The sequence below is a fragment of the Bradyrhizobium sp. NBAIM03 genome, assembly GCF_020194055.1.
In the GTDB taxonomy this organism is placed as follows: Bacteria; Pseudomonadota; Alphaproteobacteria; order Rhizobiales; family Xanthobacteraceae; genus Bradyrhizobium; species Bradyrhizobium yuanmingense.
Genome location: NZ_JADYVS010000002.1, coordinates 287,091 through 307,281, shown reverse-complemented (window position 1 = coordinate 307,281; position 20,191 = coordinate 287,091). Strand labels below are relative to the sequence as shown.

Here is a 20,191-nt window from a genome sequence, read left to right as displayed (position 1 = left end):
CTTTTGCGCGCATCGCCACCCCGGGGACCTCCGCCCGCCGTGATGCCATTATGCCCCTGTTTTGCCCGACGGGTCAAAACTTCACTTCGTAAAACCCGCAGTCAACGATTTCAGGGACTTGGCTACTGTGCATGGGGTCGTTTTGGAGGTTTGTTTGCCGGCCTCCGAAAAAAGCTCCTCGGCCGACCGGTGCCAGGCTCGAACCTGCCCCCACGGACGCACGACCAATCGCGCATGGACACGCAATCAGCCGAAGACGAGCTCAGCGCGATCATCGCCGGCGCCGCGAAGCAGCCGCTGCTCGATGCCGCCTACGCGCTCTGGCGCCAACGCTACCGTCTGGAGGCCATCGCGGGCCGCCCCACCGCCGAAGAGGTGCGGGTCAATCGCACCTTCTCGCCGGAGGAATTCATCATCCAGTACCGCCATGAACGCGCCCACGCCCATGAAGGGCCGATGTTCGGCTATGTGAAGCGCGCTCATCCGCGCGCCGACGATCAGGCGATCCGGCAAGCCATCATCACGGCGGTCAAATTCGAAGACGCCTACAACAAGCACTTCGACTGGAACGGCGATTTCGAGGATTGCGTGGCGCGCGCGGTGAAACAGGCCGCGCGGAAATATCCGCATTATCTCGAGACCACCTACCGCGATGCCCGCAACGATCTCGCCTACTACATGAAGTGAACTAGAGCATGATCCGGAAAAGTGTGAAGCGGTTTTCCGAAAAGATCATGCTCAAACAATAGGCTAAAGCGCGATGACGATTCATCCTGATCGCATCGCGCTTTAGAAGCACAGCGTGGTGACCAGCCTGCCCTGCTTGTCCTTGATCGCATAGGGACAGCGAATGCGCTCCAGCGCCTTCTTGGCATCCTCGTCGCCGAGCGCGGCGGCGCGCTCGTAGTAGGCCTTTGCGGCGTCCTTGTCCTTCGCACCGCCGCGCCCCTCCTGCGCGAAGGCGCCCATCCGCTCCAGCGCGCCGGGATGGTTTTGCGCCGCCGCCTTCTCGAACAGCGCGCGCGCCGCGACATCGTCCTTTGCGCCGCCATCGCCTTCAGACAACATCAGGCCGAGCTGGTACTGCGCTTCCGCATTGGTCTCGGCGGCTTTGCCGAGCAGCGCACGGGCTTGGGCGGGATCGGCCGGCGCGGCGCCACCTGCGCCACCGAGCGCTGCGAGATTGCTGACGCCGCGCGGGTTGCCGGCCTGCGCCGCCTTCTCGAAAAGCTTACGCGCCTGCGCCTCGTCCTTGGCGACGCCCGAGCCGGTGGCGTAGGTAACACCGAGCTCGACCATGGCCGCACTGGATCCCTTGTCGGCCGCCTTGCGCCAGGCCGCGATCGCCTCCGTGGTCTGCCGGTTCGCCGCGTAAGCGCGCCCGAGCTCGAACATCGCGCGGCGCGAGGCGTTTGCCGCCTGCTTGCAGAACTTGACCGCGGTCGCGATGTCGGCGGAAGCGATCTCCGCGACGCCCTTCACGTCGCCCGGCTTGTCGGGATCGCTGGGATCGGCGGCAAGACGGTCGCACAACACGAGATCGGCTGATTGCGCCTGTGCCGTCAGGGGCGCGGCGAGCGCAAAGAGCATGGCAAGGAGGAAAGTCCGCATGATCGTCACGTTGCGTCTGTGGCCCGGCAAATTCAAGGCTCAAGTCGGTTCGCGTCTGCGATGGGTGGCTCAGGCGCGATGCATCAGCTTGAGCGCTGCGGTCAGGCGCAAGCTCCGCTTGCCGGCCAGCGCGGTTGCCTCCAGCACCGCCTGCTCCGCGTCATAGCTGCCGGAGAAGCCGATGCCGACCTCGTGGCCGCCGAAGATCGGATCGTCCTTGGCCGGCGTGTGCTCCTGGTTGAGGATCTGGCCCTTCCAGCGTCCCTTCGCGGCGGTGTAGCTGCCAAGGTAGTAGAAAGCCGCATCGCCGCCGAGGATGCGGCCCTGGTTGAGCAGCATCACCCCGGTGAGTCCGCCGTCGAGGCCGTCGAGCATGCGCAAATGGATGGAGTAGAGACCGTCGCTGATGCCGTCTTCGCCGACGCCGCCGGCGATCGGCACCTCCTCGTCAGTGATCGGCGTCATCAGCGACTGAAACGGCACGCCCGGCAACTCCTTGAGCTCGCCCTTGAAGCGATAGAGATCGCCGTCGGCCCAGCCCTTCGCGATCAGGGTTGCATCGTCGGTGCCTGCCATGGCGCGGTAGCTCGGATCGGGATTATGGCGGACGGTCTTGATCACGATGTCGACGCCCCTGTCGGTCTTCTCATAGGTGCCGATATGGGCGAAGGCCGAATTGCCGCCGAGCATCTTGCCGTCGCCGGCATGCATCACGCTGCGGCCGACGGTATCGCCGAGCTGAAATCTGACTTTGTAGAAGCCTTCAATCACCAGCCGTGTCCCCGGCCCTGCGCGCATCCGGATGCACTCTATCCCGCTTTCGGCGGCGATGGACAAGTTTCGCGGCGCCCGGGTCGGCAGGCACAGGAACGGTTGTCATCAAAATGCAAAAATCCGCCGGAGCCTTCGCTCCGGCGGATTGAATGCCAACCCGGGCCAGCCCCCCAGCCCGGGCCGGGAGGATCTTAGGCCGCGGCCTTCTTGTCGGTCGGCACGGACGAGATCGTCTTCAGGATCTGCGAAGCGATCTGGTAGGGGTCGCCTTGCGAGTTCGGACGGCGGTCTTCCAGATAGCCCTTGTAGCCGTTGTTGACGAAGGAGTGCGGAACGCGGATCGAAGCGCCGCGGTCGGCAACGCCGTAGCTGAACTTGTTCCACGGCGCAGTCTCGTGCTTGCCGGTCAGACGCTTGTCGTTGTCCGGGCCGTAGACGGCGATGTGGTCCATCAGGTTCTTCTCGAAGGCGGCCATCAGCGCCTCGAAATACTCCTTGCCGCCGACTTCGCGCATATAGGCGGTCGAGAAGTTGGCGTGCATGCCCGAGCCGTTCCAGTCGGTGTCGCCGAGCGGCTTGCAGTGGAATTCGATGTCGATGCCGTACTTCTCGGTGAGGCGCAGCATCAGGTAGCGGGCCATCCACATCTGGTCGGCAGCGGTCTTGGAGCCCTTGCCGAAGATCTGGAATTCCCACTGGCCCTTGGCGACTTCCGCGTTGATGCCTTCATGGTTGATGCCGGCAGCCAAGCACAGGTCGAGATGCTCTTCGACGATCTTGCGGGCGACGTCGCCGACGTTCGAGTAGCCGACGCCGGTGTAGTACGGGCCTTGCGGCGCCGGATAGCCGGCGGTCGGGAAGCCGAGCGGACGGCCGTCCTTGTAGAAGAAGTATTCCTGCTCGAAGCCGAACCAGGCGCCGGAATCGTCCAGGATGGTGGCGCGCTTGTTGGACGGATGCGGGGTCTTGCCATCGGGCATCATGACTTCGCACATCACCAGCACGCCGTTGGTGCGCGCACCGTCCGGAAACACCGCGACCGGCTTCAGCACGCAATCGGAGCTGTGGCCTTCGGCCTGCTGGGTGGAGGAGCCGTCGAAGCCCCAGAGCGGAAGCTGCTCGAGCGTCGGGAACGACGCGAATTCCTTGATCTGAGTTTTGCCGCGCAAGTTCGGAGTCGGCGTATATCCGTCGAGCCAGATGTACTCGAGCTTGTACTTGGTCATTGAGCCTCTCTGTAGATGATGCGAAAGGTTGGGGGCCCGGGAGGGCCCCCGCACGTTTGTACCCGGCCATCATCGGCCAGCCTTTCCCAAGCATTTCGCGTGCCAAAAGGCCGCAGTACGGGCGGTTTTCCACCGCTTCCGGCTCCTCTTCGCCACAGACGGGCCCTCCACGGCACCGTGCGTCATAGCCGCGCACCTTGGCCCGAAGCTGCGCTGCAAAAATCCGGCGGAAAACGCCCGATTTAGAAGCAGCGGACGCCGACCGCGCATTGCCGATGAAACGCGCATCAACGTCCGGTAACTTTCGCAAACTCCCCCACCCCTCCTCAGCAACCTTCGGAATGGCCCACGCGTTGGTCAGCGGTAGCGTGCCTTGGAGGATGCAGAAGGCTTCCTGCCTACAAATTGAGCGGAAACTGATTTCCTTTTCAGCACTTTCCAATCGGGGATGAGCGGCCGATATGGGGATTCCAGTAACCACAATCGAACGAGTCGGGCGCACCATGGAGGCCAAGGCGCTTCGACCAAGGAGAATCGCAATGATGAACAATGGTCTGAGTCACGGATCTGCAAAGATCTACCAATTCCCCGTCGGCGGCCGTGCGGCCCTCGCCGGACGCCGCTATGGCGAGACCCGCCTTCCCGCCGATCAGGCTTCGCTGCCCGCGAACGTCTCGATCTGCAGCGACAGCTGGTATCACCAGGATGCGGTCGACGAAGCCAAGCCCAAATGGGAACGCTGATGCCAGCTGCTGGTCTGACAGTGCCGGGCTTTCGCAAGCGGCAGCGGCAGTTTGAAAAAGGGTCGAAACAACGGCGTTTCGGCCCTTTTTGATTCCAGGCGCGCCCGCGCCTAGATCCCGGGCTTGTCGACCACCGCGCAGGCCGTAACCGGCCGCTTCAGGTGTTTGACCGTAGCGGGCCCGGTCTTGGGAATCCTCAGCGTGACTCCCGCCCCCGAATAGCGCATCCCCGAAACCGCCAGCCGCTTGGCGAGCGTAACCGGCTGGCCATCGATCTGGACGAAGGCCCGCTTGTCGTGGTCATAAAAGCCCAGGATGAACTGCGTACCATCGGCGCAGCGGTAGGTGTGGAAGGTCTGCGCATCGGCCTGCCGCGCGCCGACCATTGCGCCCGCCAGCATGCTGACCGTCAAAACAATGGCCTTGTGCCGGCCCATGATCGCCCCCTGTAATAGACCGCAAGGACGCCAAACGTGCATCCGGTGGAACCATAACCCAAGCTGATCCCATGCAAGACTCCTCCCTGAAGGACTCCCCCGCCCGCCATCTCGCCCTTCAGGGTGCGAGCAATTTCCGCGACCTCGGCGGCTACCCGACCATTGATGGCCGCACCACACGCTGGCGGCACATCTTCCGCTCCAACCATCTCGGCCAGCTCACTGCTGCCGACATCGAGGTCGTCCGCGCGCTTGGCGTGCGCAGCGCGTTCGATTTCCGTGGCCTGGAGGAGCGCGCGGCCGGCATCTGCGTCGTGGACGAGATCACGGTGCATTCGCTGCCGATCGAACCGACCGTCGTGGCCGGGCTGCGCGCCGAGCTCGCGAAGGGCACGCTGACCGCGGCCGTGGCGCTCGAGCTCATGCGCGAGTCCTATCGCAATTATGTGCGCCACAACACGCACAGCTTCCGCGCGCTGTTCGGTCATTTGCTGGAAGATCGCGCGCCGCTCGTGATTCACTGCACCGCCGGCAAGGACCGCACCGGCTTCGCCAGCGCGCTGATCCTGCATGCGCTCGGCGTGGCGGACGAGGTCATCGCCGAGGATTATCTCTTGACCAACCGGCACTACAAGCGCGACCCGTCGAACGTCTTCGATCTGCCCGCCGACGTCCTCGACGCGATCGGCAGCGTCGAGGCCTCGTACCTTGCGGCCGCGTTCGAAGCGGTCGGCAGCGAATATGGCGATCTCGAAACCTATTTGCGCGACGGGCTCAAGCTCGGCACGGCAGAGCGAGACGCGCTGAAGACGCGCTATCTGCAAGCATAGGGCGGCTGTGCCGGGAGAACGATCATGCAAGGCAAGATCTTGATCGTGACGGGCGCACGCGGCGCGCTCGGCCAAGTAGTCGCGGAAACGGCGCTGGTACGCGGCGCGCGCGTGGCTGGCATCGATCACGCGTCTTCGCAAACCGCCGCAAGCGCTGACCACATCGACATCGCGGGCGTTGACCTGTCCGACCCAGCGCAGGCGAAAGCGGCCGTCGATGCGGCGGCAAAGCATTTCGGCCGGCTCGACGCATTGATCAACATCGCCGGCGGGTTCGCCTTCGAGACTGTGTGCGATGGCGACATCGCGACGTGGCAGCGCATGCATAAGCTGAACGTGCTGACCGCGCTCAACGCCTCGCGCGCGGCGCTGCCGCACCTTGCCAAGTCCACGGCCGGCCGCATCGTCAATATCGGCGCCATGGGCGCACTGCAGGCCGGCAACGGGATGGGCCCCTATGCCGCGTCGAAAGCCGGCGTGCATCGCCTGACCGAGGCCCTCGCAAACGAGTGGAAGGGCAAGGTTACCGTCAACGCGGTGCTGCCCTCGATCATCGACACCGCGGCCAACCGCGCCGACATGCCGAAAGCCGACTTTTCCAAATGGGTGACGCCCCAGGAGCTCGCCGAAGTCATCCTGTTCCTCGCCAGCGATGCCGCGAGCGGCGTCACGGGCGCCCTGATCCCGGTCGGTGGCCGGGTGTAGTCGCGTTCCGATCAAAACGTTAGAGGCACCGGCTCCGATTCAATCGGGGCCGAGAACGCTCTAGACTGGCTGCAACTGATTCTCTGATCGGACGTCCCTTGGAAACCGCGCTTTACCTGCCCGTCAAACGCTTCCTCGAAGAGCTCGGCTTCACGGTCAAGGGCGAGATCGGTGGTTGCGATCTCGTCGGCCTCAGCGCGGGCGATCCGCCAGTGGTGGTGATCGGCGAGCTCAAGCTTGCCTTTAATCTCGAGCTGATCCTGCAGGCGGTCGATCGCGCGCCGGCCGGTGACGAGGTCTGGATCGCAGCGAAGATGTCCGCGCGGGGCAAGGGACGCGAGAGCGACGCACGCTATCGCAATCTCTGCCGCCGCCTCGGCTTCGGCATGCTCGGCGTGACCGATCGCGGCCAGGTCGAAGTGCTGGTGAAGCCGCCGACCGCGGCGCCGCGCCGCGAGCCGAAGGTGCGCTCGCGTCTCGTCGCCGAGCATCAGCGCCGCCAGGGCGACCCCGTGCTCGGCGGCAGCACCCGCGCACCGATCATGACGGCCTATCGCCAGCAGGCGCTGGCCTGCGCGTCGGCTCTTGCCGAAGGGCCGAAGCCGGTGCGCGAGCTGCGCGAACGCTGCCCCGATGCCGGCAAGATCTTACTTAACAATGTGTATGGCTGGTTCGAACGCACGGAGCGGGGAATCTACCGGCTCACCGAAGCTGGACACGCCGCCCTGAAACGTTGGCCTCAGCAACGGGTGGAGGTCGGCGCAGGTGCTGCGTCACCGCTGTGACACCAAACCGGTGCATAGCTGAGATGCCGCACCGATTTCATATTGCAATGCAACATTGGCGGCACTAGGTATCCCGGCATCAAGATGAGGCCGTTATGAGCGCAGACTGGAATACCAAATATGGCACGCGGCGCGTCCGCCACGATCCCCCGACCCTGGACGAGGCGATCTTCGCCGCTGTCGGCATCACAGACGACCAGGCGCAGCAGGCCGAGATCGCCGCAGCCTTGATGGGGATGCCGCTCGACGTCGTCCAGGCCGAGGTGAAGAAGCAGGCCCGCTCCAACAGCCGCATCACCGCCACCCGCGTGATCGCCGGCGAACAGGGCGCGCAGCGCTCCGTCGTGGTCGAACGCCGCGTCGTCCGCCGCTTCGGCGCCGGCACGCGCAGCTGAGCATTCCTTTCATCGCACCGAACACGAAAGCGGACCGGCCTGGCCGGTCCGCTTTTTGATTCCTGTCCGCAATTTCCCGGTTATGCGGCGCGATTGCCGTACATGCTCGAGATCAGCTTCCAGCACGTGCTGTTGAAGCTGAGAAGCGCGCGCCCGGCCGTGAACGGCGAGGCCGCGAGATCGGCAAGCTCGGCCTCGGGCGTCTTGGCGAGGTCGATCGTGCCGGTCGATTCACCATGGCGGAAAGCCAGATGGGCCCCGAACTTCCTGGCGAGCGCCCGCATCGCATGATTGTCCGCGCCCGTCGTGATGCGCAGCTGCTTGTAGCCCTTCCAGCGGGCCTCTGCGATCAGGCGGCGGAACAGCACGGTCCCGACGCCCTGGCGGCGCGCGGAGGCTTCCACGCTGAAGGCGACCTCCGGCAAGGAACCGTCCTCCGGCGGGTGCAGCTCGGCCGCGCCGCGCACCACGCCTTCGACGATATAGGCAACGATGACGGTGCCGTCCTCGGCACAGCGGGCGGCGTAGCGCTCGATGAAGCTGTCGTCGAGAAAGCCGTTGAAACGGTCGTGCCGGCTGCCGGCATCAAGCCTCAGCAGGTGATCGCGCAGGAGCGGCAATTCTTCCTGCTGGATCAGGGTCCGCACATAGCCGGGAACGGTACGGACGGCGTCTTCAAGTACCACGTCAGAACTCCTCTTGGTGTTCCCTCGAGGAGGCGTTCGAATCCCTAGGCCTCCTATATTGTGCATCGCACCATGATTTTCAAGACGGAGACCTGCCCAAGTTTCGGGCACCGAAGCGACCAATTCGTTAATAAATCAAAGTCCCATGGTTTCACAGGACCAGCTGGGTCTGGGTCACCACCGCAACCAATTTGCCGTCCTCGGTTTCCAATCTGGTGGTCCAGACCTGGGTCCGCCGACCCCTGTGCACCGGGGTGGCGGTGGCGATGACCGTGGCCCCCTCCTTGGCCCCACCGATGAAATTGGTCTTGCTCTCCAGCGTGGTCGTACCCTTGGCGTCCTCGGGCAGATTGATCACGGTCGCTGCCGCGCCGACGGAATCGGCCAGCGCCATCACGGCCCCGCCGTGGATGGTGTGGTGAAGCGTGCAGAGTTCGGGCCGGACCGTCATCCGCGCCACCACGCGGTCCTTCTCCGCCTCGACAAATTCGACGCCCTTGAGTTCGGCGAACGGCATCTTCATCGCTTTAAGTTTCTCGAGCGGCGTCATCGGATCTCCTCCCAACTTCTTGTTGGCTCAACGTGAATTGCTTCAAGCCGCAAAGCAATGACGTCCGAGGTAATGGCGATGCTGACATCGGCGCGCAGAGCCGGGAAGCGCTGCACTGCGTCCGGGGCACGAGACCACCCTCACGTCACTGCATGCACGACCTGATACTCCGGCCGTCGCCACACCTCCCCTGAAATCACCTCTTCGACGATCTCCGCGGCCCGCACGATCTCGCTCTCGCCGATGTACAGCGGCGTGAGGCCGAAGCGCATGATGTCGGGCGCGCGAAAGTCGCCGACGACACCGCGGGCGATCAGGGCCTGCATCGCGGCGTAGCCGCCGGCGAAGGCGAAGGAGACTTGCGAGCCGCGCCGCTCATGGTCGCGCGGCGTCACGAGCTTGAGTTGCGGACAACGGCGCTCGACTTCACCGATCAGGAGATCGCCCAGCGCCAGCGAACGCGCACGAACCTCGGTAATATCGACCTTGTCCCAGATATCGAGCGAGGCCTCCAACGCCGCCATGGCGAGCACCGGCGGGGTGCCGACGCGCATGCGCTCGACGCCGCCCGCGGACGCATAGGCAAGCTCGAAAGCAAACGGTTTTGCGTGGCCCATCCACCCCGACAGCGCGGCGCGCGCGCCGTCGGCATGGCGCGGTGCGACATAGAGGAAGGCCGGCGCGCCGGGGCCGGCGTTGAGATATTTGTAGGTGCACCCCGCGGCGAAATCGGCGCCGCTCCCGGCGAGATCGACCGGCAGCGCGCCGGCGGAATGGGCGAGATCCCAGACCGTGACGATGCCGAGCGCATGCGCTTTCGCTGTCAACTTCGCCATGTCGTGGCGGCGGCCGGTGCGGTAGTCGACCTCGGTGATGTACAGAACGGCGATCTCCTCAGACAATGCGTCCTCGATCTCCTCCGGTGCTACCAGGCGCAATTGATGGCCCCGTCCGAGCGTCGCGATCAGGCCTTCGGCCATGTATAGGTCAGTCGGGAAGTTACCGGTATCCGACAGGATCACCTTGCGCGAGACGCTCATGTCGAGCGCGGCAGCTAGCGCCTGATAGACCTTGAGCGACAGCGTGTCGCCGACCATGACCGAGCCGGCCTCCGCGCCGATCAACCGCGCGATGCGGTCGCCGACATGGCGCGGCTGCACATACCAGCCTGCACTATTCCAGGCGCGGATCAGCTCGTTGCCCCATTCCTCGGTGATCACGCGGTTGACACGCTCGGCAACGCCCAGCGGCAGCGCACCCAGCGAGTTGCCGTCGAGATAGATCACGCCGTCAGGCAAATGGAACAAGGCTCTGGTATCGTCGTAGACGCGAAGCCGGGTCATGGACATCCCTACAGAATCGTACGCACGCGCCAGAGTTCGGGAAACAGTTCGACCTCGAGCATGCGCTTGAGATAGCTGACGCCGCCAGTGCCGCCGGTGCCACGCTTGAAGCCGATGACGCGCTCGACCGTGGTGACGTGGTTGAAGCGCCAGCGCCGGAAATAGTCCTCGAAATCGACCAGCTTCTCGGCCAGTTCGTAGAGCATCCAGTGGGTTTCCGGCGCCTCGTACACGATACGCCAGGCCTGCAGCACGCCTTCGTTGAAGCTGTGGGTTTCGCGAACGTCGCGCGCCAGCACCGCAGCAGGCATGTTGAGCCCGTTGCGGTCGGCAAGCCGCAGCACCTCGTCATAGAGGCTCGGCGTCGCGAGCTCGGCTTCGAGCAGCTTGATCGTCTCCGCATCGTGCGCGTGCGGCTTCAGCATGGCGTGGTTGCGGTTGCCGAGCAGAAATTCGATCAGCCGGTATTGCCGCGACTGGAAGCCCGAGGATTGTCCGAGTTGCGAGCGGAAGCGGGTATACTCGCTGGGCGTCATCGTGCGCAGCACGTCCCAGGCGCCGTTGAGCTGCTCGAAGATACGCGACATCCGGGCCAGCATCTTCATCGCGGGTTGCACCTCATCCCGTGAGATCGCACGGCGCGCAGCGGCGAGCTCGTGGATGGCGAGCCGCATCCACAGTTCCGTGGTCTGATGCTGGATGATGAACAGCATCTCGTCATGCGCCTCCGACAGCGGATGCTGCGCACCGAGGATCGCGTCCAGCGCGAGATAATCACCGTAGGACATGCGCCGGGTGAAATCGGTCTCGGCGCCTTCGCTTGTGGGATCGTAATCGCTGGACGTCATGGCTGGCCCCTCTCGATCGATCGTCCCTGGCCTCATTCATCGAGGCCGATCAGGCGCGCGGTGATCTGTGACGACGGATCCTTGAGCCCGTCGATCACCGTGAAATGGTTGAGGCCGGGCTCGACGACGAGGTGCGTCGGCACGTCGAAGCCGGTCCAGATGTTCGCCATCAGATCGGACTGGCGGATGAATTCGGGCCGCTCGCTGCCGCCGACCCAGGCCGTCACTGGCGAACGCCCTCGTGGCAGATGCAGCGCCGCGCTTTCCAGCGTCGCCTCCTCCATCGTCATGCGCAGCGTCTCGTTCATCCCCGTCTTCAGGAGCGGACGCAAGTCGTGCAGGCCGCTGATCGAGAGCGTACCGGCGATGCGGTTGTAGACGGCGGACTCGAGCCGGCTGTCGCCGCACAGCATGCGTGTGACGAGATGGCCGCCGGCGGAATGGCCGGCGAGCCGGATCGGCCCCGAGACGAGCGATGCCGCTTTGGCGATCGCGGCGGTGATCTCCGCAGTGATATCGGAGATGCGGGCAGCTGGTGCCAGTGTGTAGCTCGGCAGCGCCACCGTCCAGCCATGGTGCCGCGCACCTTCGGCGAGATCGGTCCAGGTCGATTTGTCGAAGCGCATCCAGTAGCCGCCATGGACGAAGACGACGAGACCCTTGCTGTCGCCGTCAGGCAGGATCAGATCGAGCCTCTGGCGCTCGCCGGCGCCGTAGGCGATGTCGGGGCGAAATTCCTTCAGCCCGGTGCGGTAGGCCGCCGCCCGCTCCGCCCACAGAGCCGGCAGCTTGTCTGAGCCCGGGATGTGGGCCGAATTGGCGTAAGCGTCATCCCAATCGCGCATCGTTGCTCCCGAGGACTAACCGAACGCCAGTCTGCCACCGGTCAGGGCGGCATCCTAGTCTTTCTTTTAAGCTTAAAGGATTGAGGGAGCCGGTGGATTGGGCAGCGACCGCTACGAGGGTACAGGGTGGGCAAAGCGGAGCGTGCCCACCATCTTGGTTCATCCGAGAGAAAGGTGGTGGGCATGGCGCAAGTGCGCCTTTGCCCACCTACCGCAGTGGCGATGGGGAGACCGCTACGCCTTCTCCACGCCGCACCATTCCGCGATGAACAGCGCCATCGCCTTGGTCGCCTTCTTCAATGACTCCAGGTCGACGAACTCGTTGAAGCCGTGCATCTCGCCTCCGCTGGCACCAAAACACAGACTCGGGATGCCGTGGTTGAGGCCGTAGAAGCGCGTGTCAGTCAGCGCCGTGAAGACGAGGTCCTCTGGCGTACCGCCATAGACCCTGTTGAAGGCCTTCCCGAACGCAGCCTCGGGCTCCGCGGCGTTGGTCAGCTCATAGCCTTCCGACAGGAAGCCGGACCATTCGACCTGCGGCGGATTGTTGGCGAGGAAGCGGTGGTTGCGCGAAGCGGCGGCGACGCAAGCCATGATCTCCTTCTGGTGATCGGCGATCGACCAGCCCGGCAACACCGCAATCCGGCAGTCGACATCGCACCAGGCCGGCACGCTCGAGGCCCAGTCGCCGCCCTTGATGATGCCGGCGTTGAAGTTGACGGGATGGTCGAGCGTCTTGAAGTGACGGTCGGCCTTGGCCCGCTCGTTCCATTCGATCTCGAGCTTTTGCAGCGCCTGGATCAGGTGATATGCCGCCATGATCGCGTTCGCGCCGGAGCCTGCGAAGGCAACGTGGGTCGGATGCCCCTTCACGCGGAGGCGGAACCAGATCACGCCGACCTGGGAGCGCACCATCTTGCCGCCGGTCGGCTCCGGAATGAAGCAGGCGTCCGCGCGATAGCCGCGTTGCAGCGTCGAGAGTGCGCCGACACCGGTGCTCTCCTCCTCGATGACCGATTGGAAATGGATCCGCGCCGTCGGCCTGAAGCCCGCGGCCTTGATCGCGTCCAGCGCATAGAGCGCACCGATCGTCCCGGACTTCATGTCGCAGGCACCGCGGCCGAACATCTTGCCGTCCTTGATGACCGGCGCGAATGGCGGCGTTTCCCACAATTCCAGCGGACCGGCCGGCACCACATCGCAGTGCCCTTGCAGGATCAGCGACTTGCCGCCATTGGTTCTCGGACGGTAAGTTCCCACCACGGATCGCGCCTTCGAGAAGTCGTGCTCGATCGGACCGAAGCCGCGCAGATCCTTCAAATCCTCGACGTCGATATGCCAGTCGTCGACCTCGTAGCCACGTTCGCGCAGGAGATCGCCGATCATGTCCTGGCATGGTCCCTCCGCCCCGCGGGTCGAAGGGATCGCGACGAAATCGCGGGTGGTTGCGAGCTGAGCCTCGAAGCCGCTGTCGACGGCGTCAAGAATCCTCTGCTGCGTTTCGGCATTCATTCGGGCGACTCCAGACATTCCAATGGTCCCAGGGAGCGCGCAAACTAGCCGATTTCAGCCGTTCGGGTACTCCAGAAAATATGCATCCCGCAATGCATCTTCGAGCAGCCGGCCTTCGGAATAGCCGTTCAGAGTCGCAGGCCGGCTGACACCATCGAGCAGGCGCGGGCACGGTTCGGGGGCGCCGAGCACGGTGCGGACCGGAATGCGCTCCGCATAGATCGGCAGCGCATAGTCCTCGTCATCGTCGGCGACGCCCTTGGCGCGGATCTTGGCCGAGGCTTCCTCGATTTCCATTGCGATGAAGGACGTCGCCTTGATTTCCTGCGTGGTGCTCTGTCGCAGGCCGGCGGTGCGATCCGGGAAGAAGCGATCGACCATCGCGATCACCGCCCGCTCCTTCTCATCGGGGTCGGTGACGAGATAGGCTATGCCGAACGCCATCACGGCGCGGTAGTCGGCGGAATGGTTGAAGCCGCAGCGTGCCAGCACGAGGCTGTCGAGATGGGCGACCGTCAGGCAGACGCGCTCGCCCTTGCTCTGGTTGCGCAGCATGCGGCTGGCGCTCGATCCGTGCCAGTAGAGCCTGGTGCCCTCGCGCCAGAAGAAGGTCGGCGTGCAATAAGGCTGGCCGTCGATTGCGTAGGAGACGTGGCACAGCATCGAGGAATCCAGGATGCGGTGAACCGTGTCGTGATCATAGAAGCCACGGTCGTGCCGGCGCTTCACCTGGTTGCGTGCCGATGTCGGATAGGAATTCGAGGTCTCGGTCTGGCTCACGGCCGCTCCTGCTCGGATGGAAGAAATCCGGAGCAGTTGTAGCGGCGCATTTGGTCTGCGATAGTTCCAATTCCATGCGAAAAATTCCGACCAATTCGTCGTCCCGAACCACGCCCGAGCTTCCGCTCGACCTCAGCGGCCCTCACGTCACGGCCGGCGCTTCCGCCGCGCACCGGCTCTATCAGGCGCTGTGCGAGATGATCGTCTCCGGCCTGGTCAGGCCGGGCGAGCCGCTGCCGCCGTCGCGGACGCTGGCCAGGCAGACCGGATTCCGCCGCAACGCCGTCGTCACCGCCTATGAGCGCCTGATCGCCGACGGCTTTGCCGACGCGACGGTCGGCTCCGGAACGTTCGTCGCGGCACGTATCCCCAAGCGCGCCGCCGAGCCGAACAAGCCGAAGGTCGTTCTCGAAGCTCCAAAGCAGGGCGCGTTTGCGCTTGGCTGCACCCATATCGACGAACGCGCCGTGCAGCGTTTTCGCGCTTTCGTCGGCCGCCGCATGCGCGCATTCGGAACTGAGCACCTGCATTACGGCGACCCTCGCGGCAGCCGCGAGCTGCGCGTTGCGATCGCCGACCATCTGTTGTCGGCGCGGGGGCTGCGTTGCGATCCCGACCAGATCATGCTGACCTCAGGCACGCTGCACGCGCTGCGCATCGTGCTGAGCGCGATCCTGAAATCCAGCGACCATGTCTGGTGCGAGGATCCGGGCTATCCCGCCGCGCGAAAAACCATCGCCCATTGCGGTTATCGCGCCGTGCCCGTCCCGGTGGACGAGCACGGGATGCGCGTCGCCAAAGGCCGCATCGCGGCGCCGTCCGCGCGCGCGGCCTACGTTACGCCGTCGCACCAGTTTCCGCTTGGCGTGCAGATGTCGATGCCGCGACGGCTCGAGCTTCTGGACTGGGCCAAACAGGCCGGCGCATTCGTGCTCGAGGACGATTACGACAGCGAGTTCCGTTATGACGGCGCGCCGCTGATGTCGCTCGCCGGCATCGATCGGCTCCAGCGCGTGATCTATCTCGGCACCTTTGCCAAGACGCTGTTTCCGGGCCTGCGCATCGGCTATTGCGCGCTGCCCGAACGCCTGATCGCGGACGTGACGACGGCGCGGGCGGCGCTCGACCGCTTTCCCGGCACGCTGATGGAGGGCGCGGTGGCGGACATGCTCAATTCCGGCGCCTTCGCCGCGAATCTGAAGCGCGTGCGGAAACTCTATCGCGAGGCGCGCGACGTGCTCGCCGAGAGGCTGGAAGTCGCATCCGGTGGCGCGCTTTCGGTGCCGGTGCCCTCACAAGGCCTGCATCTTGTCGCCCGGTTCGATCCTGCCGTCGATCCGGCGGTGGCGGCGCTGGCCAAGCAGGCGGCCGGCGCCGAAGGCTGGCTATTGGCCGACACCTATTCGCGCGGGCGTCCCCTGCCCGGCTTCGTGCTGGGATTTTCCGGACATCCCGTGCCGCAGCTCGTGGCGTCCGCGGAACGTCTCGCGAGGGAATCGCGCGCAGCCTTGGCCGCAAAAGGAAAACCGGCCCGCCGGGCCTGACGAAGCTTCACTATCAGAATCGCCCGCCGCTCCCTAGATTGCGGCATCGATTCCGGGACCTCACATCATGCTGCTGCGCCACGCGACCTGCCTCTCGCTGCTGATCTCCATCGCGCTTGTCTCGACGGCACGCGCTGCCACAGTCGGACGTGAGCAGGACATCGGCGATCTGAAGCTCGGCCAGCGCGTGCTCGTGGATGACGGAACCTGCCCCGCCGGTCAGCTCAGGGAAGTGCGCGGCGCGAAGATGACCGACAAGGGAGTCTCGCGCACGAGTTCCTGCGTGCCCCGGCACGGACCGAAAACGAAGTAAGGATCCAGGACTATTTCGCCGGATCGAACATGCACTGCAGGGTCGGTTTGGCGATCTTGGTGAAGGTCGGGCCGATCTCGCTGTGCTTGGAGGCCGGTACCCAATCTGTCTCGATGGTGGGCACGCCGGTCTCGCTGATGCCGCGCAGCAGCGCTTCGCGCAGATCGCGATCCTCGACGGCCGCGGCGGCGTGATCGTGCAGGCAGCCGCAGACCGCTTCCGGATGCTGCCAGCGCCCGAGCATGTGCGGCGCACACTGGCGCACGAATTCGCCACGCGGATCGGGTAGCCTGGAAGGTGAGCGGACCTGCGCCTGAACGGAGCTGATCGTCAGAAGGGACACGAACGCTGCGGCGCAGAGACGAAGCAACATGATAGTTTTGCCGGCTGTTTCGTTGTGTGCAGTCAGAAGCGCGCGGCGACCATGATCGGCTGAGCGGCCGGAACCGCAACGGGCGAGCCGCTGTACTGGAAGGTACCGACACCGGGGAGATTGCCGTCGGGCGCACCCGCCAACGAGGAGCCGGCGAGCACGAAACCGAAAGCAAGGATGAAGCTGAGCGCGCGCATGATCTGTGTCCCAATTCGATTGCCGGCGGTGCGCCGTCGTCGTTATCAGCCTGATAACCATGGGCGGTTTCGCGCGTGATGCGCGAAAAACTGAAAATGGTTTCGTCTTCGTGAGAATTGTTTCGTCCCGGCCACGGCGACGAAACAATTCTCGGAAAATGCCAGTTATTTCAGATAGGTCTGGCGGCAGGCCAAAGTCGCCTGCCAAGTTCCGGCGCCGGCACGGACGTGCACCCCGCCCAGGCGTTGTCACGCGGCCGCCGCGCACGCTTCACATGCATTTTACGTTTTTCTGCTGAAAGGGCGGCAAAAGAAGGCTGGATCCTGTCGAACCGGAATTGGTTCAGCAACGACCCAAGCCATCGAAACCGAGACGCCCGGATCATCGGGCGCATTCACGTGAGGGATGGCCATGATGGCGGGAAATCGCGCAACGCCGCGCGATGAAAATCCACCGACGGAGCGCGCAGATCAACCGATCATTCGCGGCAGCACCGGCGCAATGGCGCTGCAATCGAGCCGCGGCCTCGAGGCGGCGCCGCAGACGTTCGTGCGACTGACCGAATCGCGCCTTGCGACGCCGCGCGATCGCCGCCGGGTGAACGCGAGCGCGTTGCAGGAGTGAACGCGGAGCGCCTCATTGCGTGAAGAACTCGCCGCACTTCTGGACGTTTGCGTCCGCCGGTCCCCACGGCATGATCGGCACGGTCGAGGTCGAGTTCTTGGGCGAGCCTTCGATCAGCTTGTCTGAATAGACCATGTAGACCAGCACGTTGCGCTTGGCGTCGCAGCCGCGCACGATCTGCATCTTCTTGAAGAACAGCGACCGGCGCTGGCGGAACATGTCGTCGCCCTGCTCCATTTTGTGCTTGAACTTGACTGGGCCGACCTGGCGGCAGGCCAGCGAGATGTCCGAGACCTCCTCGGCAAGGCCGAGCCAGCCTTTGAAGCCGCCCTTCTCCGGCACCGTGAAATGACAGGCGACGCCTTCGACTTCGGGATCGTCGAGACCATAGGTCGCGAGCTTGTCGTTCGGGCTCATCCATTTGAACACGGTAGAGCGGCGGAAGATCAGATCAGGTTCGTCGGCCGCAGATGCCGAGGCCATTGGCGCGGTCAGAGCCAGGAGGAATAAAGCGAGGCCTTTCAGACGGATGCTCGAAAGACCGGGGAAACGAGATGACATGAAGTTCTCCGCTAACAAGTCCCCGCAATGTAGGAACGCAAGCGGCGGTCAGGAAGGCGGCAGAGGAGCGGACCCGGCCGCCGTTTACCGCTCCGTGAGGCTTTTTTGCTACGCCTTGGACAAAAGTAGCTGATGGCAGAACCGCGCTGCTGGTGAACGCGTATCCCCTTTGCGAGACTAACGTCTGATTTGGATAATGGATTCGAGGATGAACAGCGTGAACGGGTGGGGTTCGCCTGCCAAGCCGGCACGGCTGTGGCAGGTCGCCATGTTGACGGCGGCGGGTGCGATCGGCGCAACCAGCGAAGCAAACGCAGCATTTTATTACTGGACGGACTATTCCGACCGGCCCTACTACGCCCGGCCGAACCGGCTTCCCGAAATACCGCGCCAGAAGCCGCAAAAGCGCGGCGCCGCAAGCAAGAAGGACGTCGTTGTCGAGAAGGAAGCCGGCACCAAGCCGCAAGGGCCACTCGTCATTGTCGTCTCGATCGACCGGCAGAAGATGACGGTCTACGACAAAGCCGGCGTGTTCGCGGAATCACCGGTGTCGACGGGCATGAAGGGCCACTCGACGCCGATGGGCGTGTTCAGCATCATCCAGAAGCACAAATTCCACCGCTCCAACCTCTATAGCGGCGCGCCGATGCCGTACATGCAGCGGATCACCTGGTCCGGCGTCGCGATGCATGCTGGCGCGCTGCCGGGCTATCCGGCCTCGCATGGCTGCATCCGCATGCCCATGGCGTTCGCGATGAAGATGTGGAACTGGACCAGGATGGGCGCGCGCGTGATCGTGGCGCCCGGCCAGGTGTCGCCGCAAAGCTTCTCCCATCCCGTGCTCGCCTCCATGCGCGTGCCGCCGCAGCCCGCCGCGAGCCTCGCGCCGCAGACCAATGTCGCTGACAAGGCCGATAAGGGCACGACCGAAGCCAAGCCGGTCGAGACCAAGACGGCCAGCGCCGACAGCGTGGTCGAGCTGCGCACCTCGGTCGGCCACACCGTGTTGTCGGACGTGACCACCGGCCATGCGGCTGCGCGCGAGGAAGCCGCGGCGACGTCCGACGAGGTCAAGACGGCCGAAGCGGCCAAGCCTGCGTCCGAAGACACCGCCAAGCCGGCGACCGAGAACAAGCCTGCCGACAAGGTCGACCCGGTCAAAACGGAAGCCGCGAAGGCACCCGATGCGCCGGCGCTCGCCACCGCACCCGATGCAAAGAAGGACGAGGGCCGCCTCACCGATCCTGCGCCGGCGGCAAAGCCGGACACACCCAAGCGGGCCGGCCAGATTGCCGTCTTCATCAGCCGCAAGGATTCCAAGCTCTATGTGCGGCAGAATTTTGCGCCGCTGTTCGAGGTGCCTGTCACGATCGCCGCGAGCGACCGGCCGCTCGGCACGCATGTCTTCACCGCCGAGCTCGACAAGGCCGATGCCAACACGCTGCACTGGTCGGTGGTGTCGCTGCCCGTGTCCGCCCGTTCCGTGGCGCGCGAGGACGACAACCGCGTGGCGCGCCGCCAGCGCGGTGCCGCCGTGATCCCCGTCGCCGCAAAACCGGTGGTGACGCCGGACAGCCCAGCCGAAGCCCTCAACCGCATCTCGGTCCCCACTGAGACCATGGCGAAAATCAACGAGATGCTGACGTCAGGCGGCTCGATCATCGTCTCCGACCAGGGCATCAACCAGGGCGAGACCGGCGAAGGTACCGACTTCATCGTCCGCCTGTACTAGCTCTCTCGCAGGACCGATAACGCGGTGTTGACGCGCGAGGCCGCAGTGGCGGAGTAATCTGCCCTCGGATCATCTCGGGGGACGCCGTCATGATGAATCGCAGAACCGTGCTGAGCGTCACGCTTGCGGGCGCGTTCGCGCCTGTCACGCGCGCCCTCGCCGATGGCGCCATGAGCCGGATCTCGGCCTACGCCTTCTCCTTCCCCGCATTGTCAGGCGACGACATCCGCCTCGCCACGTTCACCGGCAAACCGCTGCTGGTGGTGAACACGGCCTCGCTCTGTGGCTACACGCCGCAATATGCCGGCCTGCAGGAAATCTGGAACGAGTTTCGCGGGCGCGGGCTCACCGTGATCGGCGTGCCGTCCAACGATTTCGGCGGCCAGGAGCCCGGTGGCAGCAGCGAGATCACGCAGACCGCACACCACCAATATGGCGTTACCTTCCCGATTACGGCCAAGGCTGCGGTGGTCGGTGCGCGGGCGCATCCCTTCTACAAATGGGCCGCGGAAGCCCGACCGAAGGAAGTTCCGCGCTGGAACTTCCACAAATACCTGATCGGCCGCGACGGCTATATCGCCGAGGTATTTCCATCCGCCGTCGAGCCGGCCGACACGCGGATCAAGACCGCCATTGCAAGGGCCCTGGCCGACACTTGACTCACGTGCACGACTCAAGTGCACGCCATCCGGCTGGGCACAATTGCGACGCGGCATCAAACAGCCGTTGCAATGGCGATGGCCCACCATCTAGGCTAGGATTGTTTTGGGCAGGAC

At 64.6% G+C, this 20,191-nt stretch carries 25 protein-coding genes; 11 read left to right on the top strand and 14 right to left on the bottom strand.

Annotated features, from left to right (window positions below):
• The first annotated feature begins 234 nt into the window (after positions 1 to 234).
• Positions 235 to 687 carry a hypothetical protein gene (locus I6F21_RS04160; protein ID WP_036022783.1) on the top strand — a complete coding sequence of 151 codons (453 nt, stop codon included), beginning with the start codon at positions 235 to 237 and terminating at the stop codon, positions 685 to 687.
• Positions 688 to 789: 102 nt separating this feature from the next.
• Here the strand turns inward: I6F21_RS04160 and I6F21_RS04155 are convergent, their stop codons facing one another.
• The 3 genes from I6F21_RS04155 to I6F21_RS04145 all read right to left on the bottom strand — a co-directional run bounded on the left by I6F21_RS04155 (position 790) and on the right by I6F21_RS04145 (position 3,611).
• Positions 790 to 1,611: a tetratricopeptide repeat protein gene (locus I6F21_RS04155; RefSeq protein WP_225140292.1), complete on the bottom strand. Its 822-nt coding sequence runs from the start codon at positions 1,609 to 1,611 to the stop codon at positions 790 to 792.
• Between the two features lie 69 nt (positions 1,612 to 1,680).
• Positions 1,681 to 2,382, bottom strand: a complete 702-nt coding sequence (locus I6F21_RS04150; protein ID WP_225140362.1) for a GrlR family regulatory protein — start codon at positions 2,380 to 2,382, stop codon at positions 1,681 to 1,683.
• A gap of 194 nt (positions 2,383 to 2,576) precedes the next feature.
• The gene (locus I6F21_RS04145; protein WP_036000382.1) at positions 2,577 to 3,611 is read right to left on the bottom strand and encodes a glutamine synthetase beta-grasp domain-containing protein; all 1,035 of its coding nucleotides are present in this window, start codon (positions 3,609 to 3,611) and stop codon (positions 2,577 to 2,579) included.
• Between the two features lie 539 nt (positions 3,612 to 4,150).
• Here I6F21_RS04145 and I6F21_RS04140 point away from each other — a divergent pair.
• Positions 4,151 to 4,354 (top strand): DUF2735 domain-containing protein, encoded by a 204-nt coding sequence (locus I6F21_RS04140; protein WP_036022780.1) that lies wholly within the window; start codon positions 4,151 to 4,153, stop codon positions 4,352 to 4,354.
• 110 nt (positions 4,355 to 4,464) lie between these two features.
• On the opposite strand, the gene I6F21_RS04135 is transcribed toward I6F21_RS04140, so the two are convergent.
• Complete coding sequence (locus tag I6F21_RS04135) at positions 4,465 to 4,791, bottom strand: MliC family protein (protein WP_036000389.1); 327 nt, start codon at positions 4,789 to 4,791, stop codon at positions 4,465 to 4,467.
• Positions 4,792 to 4,877: 86 nt separating this feature from the next.
• On the opposite strand from I6F21_RS04135, the gene I6F21_RS04130 reads away from it, so the two are divergent.
• The 4 genes from I6F21_RS04130 to I6F21_RS04115 all read left to right on the top strand — a co-directional run bounded on the left by I6F21_RS04130 (position 4,878) and on the right by I6F21_RS04115 (position 7,506).
• The gene (locus tag I6F21_RS04130) at positions 4,878 to 5,621 is read left to right on the top strand and encodes a tyrosine-protein phosphatase (RefSeq protein ID WP_036000457.1); all 744 of its coding nucleotides are present in this window, start codon (positions 4,878 to 4,880) and stop codon (positions 5,619 to 5,621) included.
• Between the two features lie 24 nt (positions 5,622 to 5,645).
• Positions 5,646 to 6,326: an SDR family oxidoreductase gene (locus tag I6F21_RS04125; protein ID WP_036033877.1), complete on the top strand. Its 681-nt coding sequence runs from the start codon at positions 5,646 to 5,648 to the stop codon at positions 6,324 to 6,326.
• Positions 6,327 to 6,424: 98 nt separating this feature from the next.
• Positions 6,425 to 7,111, top strand: a complete 687-nt coding sequence (locus I6F21_RS04120; protein WP_057029000.1) for a DUF2161 family putative PD-(D/E)XK-type phosphodiesterase — start codon at positions 6,425 to 6,427, stop codon at positions 7,109 to 7,111.
• A 95-nt stretch (positions 7,112 to 7,206) separates the two neighbouring features.
• Positions 7,207 to 7,506, top strand: coding sequence for a hypothetical protein (locus I6F21_RS04115; protein WP_036000395.1), 300 nt, complete (start codon positions 7,207 to 7,209; stop codon positions 7,504 to 7,506).
• Positions 7,507 to 7,586: 80 nt separating this feature from the next.
• Here I6F21_RS04115 and I6F21_RS04110 read toward each other — a convergent pair whose 3' ends face one another.
• The 7 genes from I6F21_RS04110 to I6F21_RS04080 form a co-directional block, all read right to left on the bottom strand.
• Positions 7,587 to 8,192, bottom strand: coding sequence for a GNAT family N-acetyltransferase (locus I6F21_RS04110; RefSeq protein WP_109143965.1), 606 nt, complete (start codon positions 8,190 to 8,192; stop codon positions 7,587 to 7,589).
• Between the two features lie 151 nt (positions 8,193 to 8,343).
• The gene (locus I6F21_RS04105) at positions 8,344 to 8,742 is read right to left on the bottom strand and encodes a PaaI family thioesterase (protein WP_036000401.1); all 399 of its coding nucleotides are present in this window, start codon (positions 8,740 to 8,742) and stop codon (positions 8,344 to 8,346) included.
• 140 nt (positions 8,743 to 8,882) lie between these two features.
• The gene (gene kynU, locus I6F21_RS04100; RefSeq protein WP_225133067.1) at positions 8,883 to 10,085 is read right to left on the bottom strand and encodes a kynureninase; all 1,203 of its coding nucleotides are present in this window, start codon (positions 10,083 to 10,085) and stop codon (positions 8,883 to 8,885) included.
• 8 nt (positions 10,086 to 10,093) lie between these two features.
• Positions 10,094 to 10,933: a tryptophan 2,3-dioxygenase gene (gene kynA / locus I6F21_RS04095; protein ID WP_225140291.1), complete on the bottom strand. Its 840-nt coding sequence runs from the start codon at positions 10,931 to 10,933 to the stop codon at positions 10,094 to 10,096.
• Positions 10,934 to 10,965: 32 nt separating this feature from the next.
• Positions 10,966 to 11,778: an alpha/beta hydrolase gene (locus I6F21_RS04090; RefSeq protein WP_036000407.1), complete on the bottom strand. Its 813-nt coding sequence runs from the start codon at positions 11,776 to 11,778 to the stop codon at positions 10,966 to 10,968.
• Positions 11,779 to 12,012: 234 nt separating this feature from the next.
• Positions 12,013 to 13,290, bottom strand: coding sequence for an ArgE/DapE family deacylase (locus I6F21_RS04085; RefSeq protein WP_036000410.1), 1,278 nt, complete (start codon positions 13,288 to 13,290; stop codon positions 12,013 to 12,015).
• Positions 13,291 to 13,344: 54 nt separating this feature from the next.
• Positions 13,345 to 14,070 (bottom strand): pyridoxamine 5'-phosphate oxidase family protein, encoded by a 726-nt coding sequence (locus I6F21_RS04080; RefSeq protein WP_225125648.1) that lies wholly within the window; start codon positions 14,068 to 14,070, stop codon positions 13,345 to 13,347.
• Positions 14,071 to 14,144: 74 nt separating this feature from the next.
• Between I6F21_RS04080 and I6F21_RS04075 the strand changes: the two genes are divergently transcribed.
• Complete coding sequence (locus I6F21_RS04075) at positions 14,145 to 15,614, top strand: PLP-dependent aminotransferase family protein (protein ID WP_225140290.1); 1,470 nt, start codon at positions 14,145 to 14,147, stop codon at positions 15,612 to 15,614.
• 67 nt (positions 15,615 to 15,681) lie between these two features.
• The gene (locus I6F21_RS04070; RefSeq protein ID WP_036022769.1) at positions 15,682 to 15,927 is read left to right on the top strand and encodes a DUF6719 family protein; all 246 of its coding nucleotides are present in this window, start codon (positions 15,682 to 15,684) and stop codon (positions 15,925 to 15,927) included.
• Between the two features lie 10 nt (positions 15,928 to 15,937).
• Here the strand turns inward: I6F21_RS04070 and I6F21_RS04065 are convergent, their stop codons facing one another.
• Together I6F21_RS04065 and I6F21_RS04060 are read right to left on the bottom strand one after the other, a co-directional pair.
• Positions 15,938 to 16,300: a hypothetical protein gene (locus I6F21_RS04065; RefSeq protein ID WP_036000421.1), complete on the bottom strand. Its 363-nt coding sequence runs from the start codon at positions 16,298 to 16,300 to the stop codon at positions 15,938 to 15,940.
• A 32-nt stretch (positions 16,301 to 16,332) separates the two neighbouring features.
• Positions 16,333 to 16,497, bottom strand: a complete 165-nt coding sequence (locus tag I6F21_RS04060; RefSeq protein WP_167361658.1) for a hypothetical protein — start codon at positions 16,495 to 16,497, stop codon at positions 16,333 to 16,335.
• Positions 16,498 to 16,903: 406 nt separating this feature from the next.
• On the opposite strand from I6F21_RS04060, the gene I6F21_RS04055 reads away from it, so the two are divergent.
• Positions 16,904 to 17,122, top strand: a complete 219-nt coding sequence (locus I6F21_RS04055) for a hypothetical protein (protein WP_346656809.1) — start codon at positions 16,904 to 16,906, stop codon at positions 17,120 to 17,122.
• Between the two features lie 12 nt (positions 17,123 to 17,134).
• Here I6F21_RS04055 and I6F21_RS04050 read toward each other — a convergent pair whose 3' ends face one another.
• Complete coding sequence (locus I6F21_RS04050; RefSeq protein ID WP_036000425.1) at positions 17,135 to 17,683, bottom strand: CreA family protein; 549 nt, start codon at positions 17,681 to 17,683, stop codon at positions 17,135 to 17,137.
• 208 nt (positions 17,684 to 17,891) lie between these two features.
• On the opposite strand from I6F21_RS04050, the gene I6F21_RS04045 reads away from it, so the two are divergent.
• Both I6F21_RS04045 and I6F21_RS04040 read left to right on the top strand, forming a co-directional pair.
• On the top strand, positions 17,892 to 19,415 hold the full coding sequence (locus tag I6F21_RS04045; protein ID WP_225140289.1) for a L,D-transpeptidase family protein: 1,524 nt from the start codon (positions 17,892 to 17,894) through the stop codon (positions 19,413 to 19,415).
• Between the two features lie 89 nt (positions 19,416 to 19,504).
• Entirely contained in the window at positions 19,505 to 20,074 is a 570-nt protein-coding gene (locus I6F21_RS04040) for a glutathione peroxidase (RefSeq protein ID WP_036022762.1), read from the top strand.
• Positions 20,075 to 20,191 lie beyond the last annotated feature (117 nt).

Excerpts from the sequence above, each read along its gene's own strand:
- I6F21_RS04135 (WP_036000389.1), bottom strand. The coding sequence starts at position 4,791 with ATGGGCCGGCACAAGGCCATTGTTTTGACGGTCAGCATGCTGGCGGGC.
- I6F21_RS04075 (WP_225140290.1), top strand. The coding sequence starts at position 14,145 with ATGCGAAAAATTCCGACCAATTCGTCGTCCCGAACCACGCCCGAGCTT.
- I6F21_RS04115 (WP_036000395.1), top strand. The coding sequence starts at position 7,207 with ATGAGCGCAGACTGGAATACCAAATATGGCACGCGGCGCGTCCGCCAC.
- I6F21_RS04045 (WP_225140289.1), top strand. The coding sequence starts at position 17,892 with ATGAACAGCGTGAACGGGTGGGGTTCGCCTGCCAAGCCGGCACGGCTG.
- kynA (WP_225140291.1), bottom strand. The coding sequence starts at position 10,933 with ATGACGTCCAGCGATTACGATCCCACAAGCGAAGGCGCCGAGACCGAT.
- I6F21_RS04050 (WP_036000425.1), bottom strand. The coding sequence starts at position 17,683 with ATGTCATCTCGTTTCCCCGGTCTTTCGAGCATCCGTCTGAAAGGCCTC.
- I6F21_RS04105 (WP_036000401.1), bottom strand. The coding sequence starts at position 8,742 with ATGACGCCGCTCGAGAAACTTAAAGCGATGAAGATGCCGTTCGCCGAA.
- I6F21_RS04145 (WP_036000382.1), bottom strand. The coding sequence starts at position 3,611 with ATGACCAAGTACAAGCTCGAGTACATCTGGCTCGACGGATATACGCCG.
- I6F21_RS04155 (WP_225140292.1), bottom strand. The coding sequence starts at position 1,611 with ATGCGGACTTTCCTCCTTGCCATGCTCTTTGCGCTCGCCGCGCCCCTG.
- I6F21_RS04140 (WP_036022780.1), top strand. The coding sequence starts at position 4,151 with ATGATGAACAATGGTCTGAGTCACGGATCTGCAAAGATCTACCAATTC.
- I6F21_RS04160 (WP_036022783.1), top strand. The coding sequence starts at position 235 with ATGGACACGCAATCAGCCGAAGACGAGCTCAGCGCGATCATCGCCGGC.
- I6F21_RS04070 (WP_036022769.1), top strand. The coding sequence starts at position 15,682 with ATGCTGCTGCGCCACGCGACCTGCCTCTCGCTGCTGATCTCCATCGCG.
- I6F21_RS04065 (WP_036000421.1), bottom strand. The coding sequence starts at position 16,300 with ATGTTGCTTCGTCTCTGCGCCGCAGCGTTCGTGTCCCTTCTGACGATC.
- kynU (WP_225133067.1), bottom strand. The coding sequence starts at position 10,085 with ATGACCCGGCTTCGCGTCTACGACGATACCAGAGCCTTGTTCCATTTG.
- I6F21_RS04040 (WP_036022762.1), top strand. The coding sequence starts at position 19,505 with ATGATGAATCGCAGAACCGTGCTGAGCGTCACGCTTGCGGGCGCGTTC.
- I6F21_RS04125 (WP_036033877.1), top strand. The coding sequence starts at position 5,646 with ATGCAAGGCAAGATCTTGATCGTGACGGGCGCACGCGGCGCGCTCGGC.
- I6F21_RS04090 (WP_036000407.1), bottom strand. The coding sequence starts at position 11,778 with ATGCGCGATTGGGATGACGCTTACGCCAATTCGGCCCACATCCCGGGC.
- I6F21_RS04085 (WP_036000410.1), bottom strand. The coding sequence starts at position 13,290 with ATGAATGCCGAAACGCAGCAGAGGATTCTTGACGCCGTCGACAGCGGC.
- I6F21_RS04060 (WP_167361658.1), bottom strand. The coding sequence starts at position 16,497 with ATGCGCGCGCTCAGCTTCATCCTTGCTTTCGGTTTCGTGCTCGCCGGC.
- I6F21_RS04055 (WP_346656809.1), top strand. The coding sequence starts at position 16,904 with ATGGCCATGATGGCGGGAAATCGCGCAACGCCGCGCGATGAAAATCCA.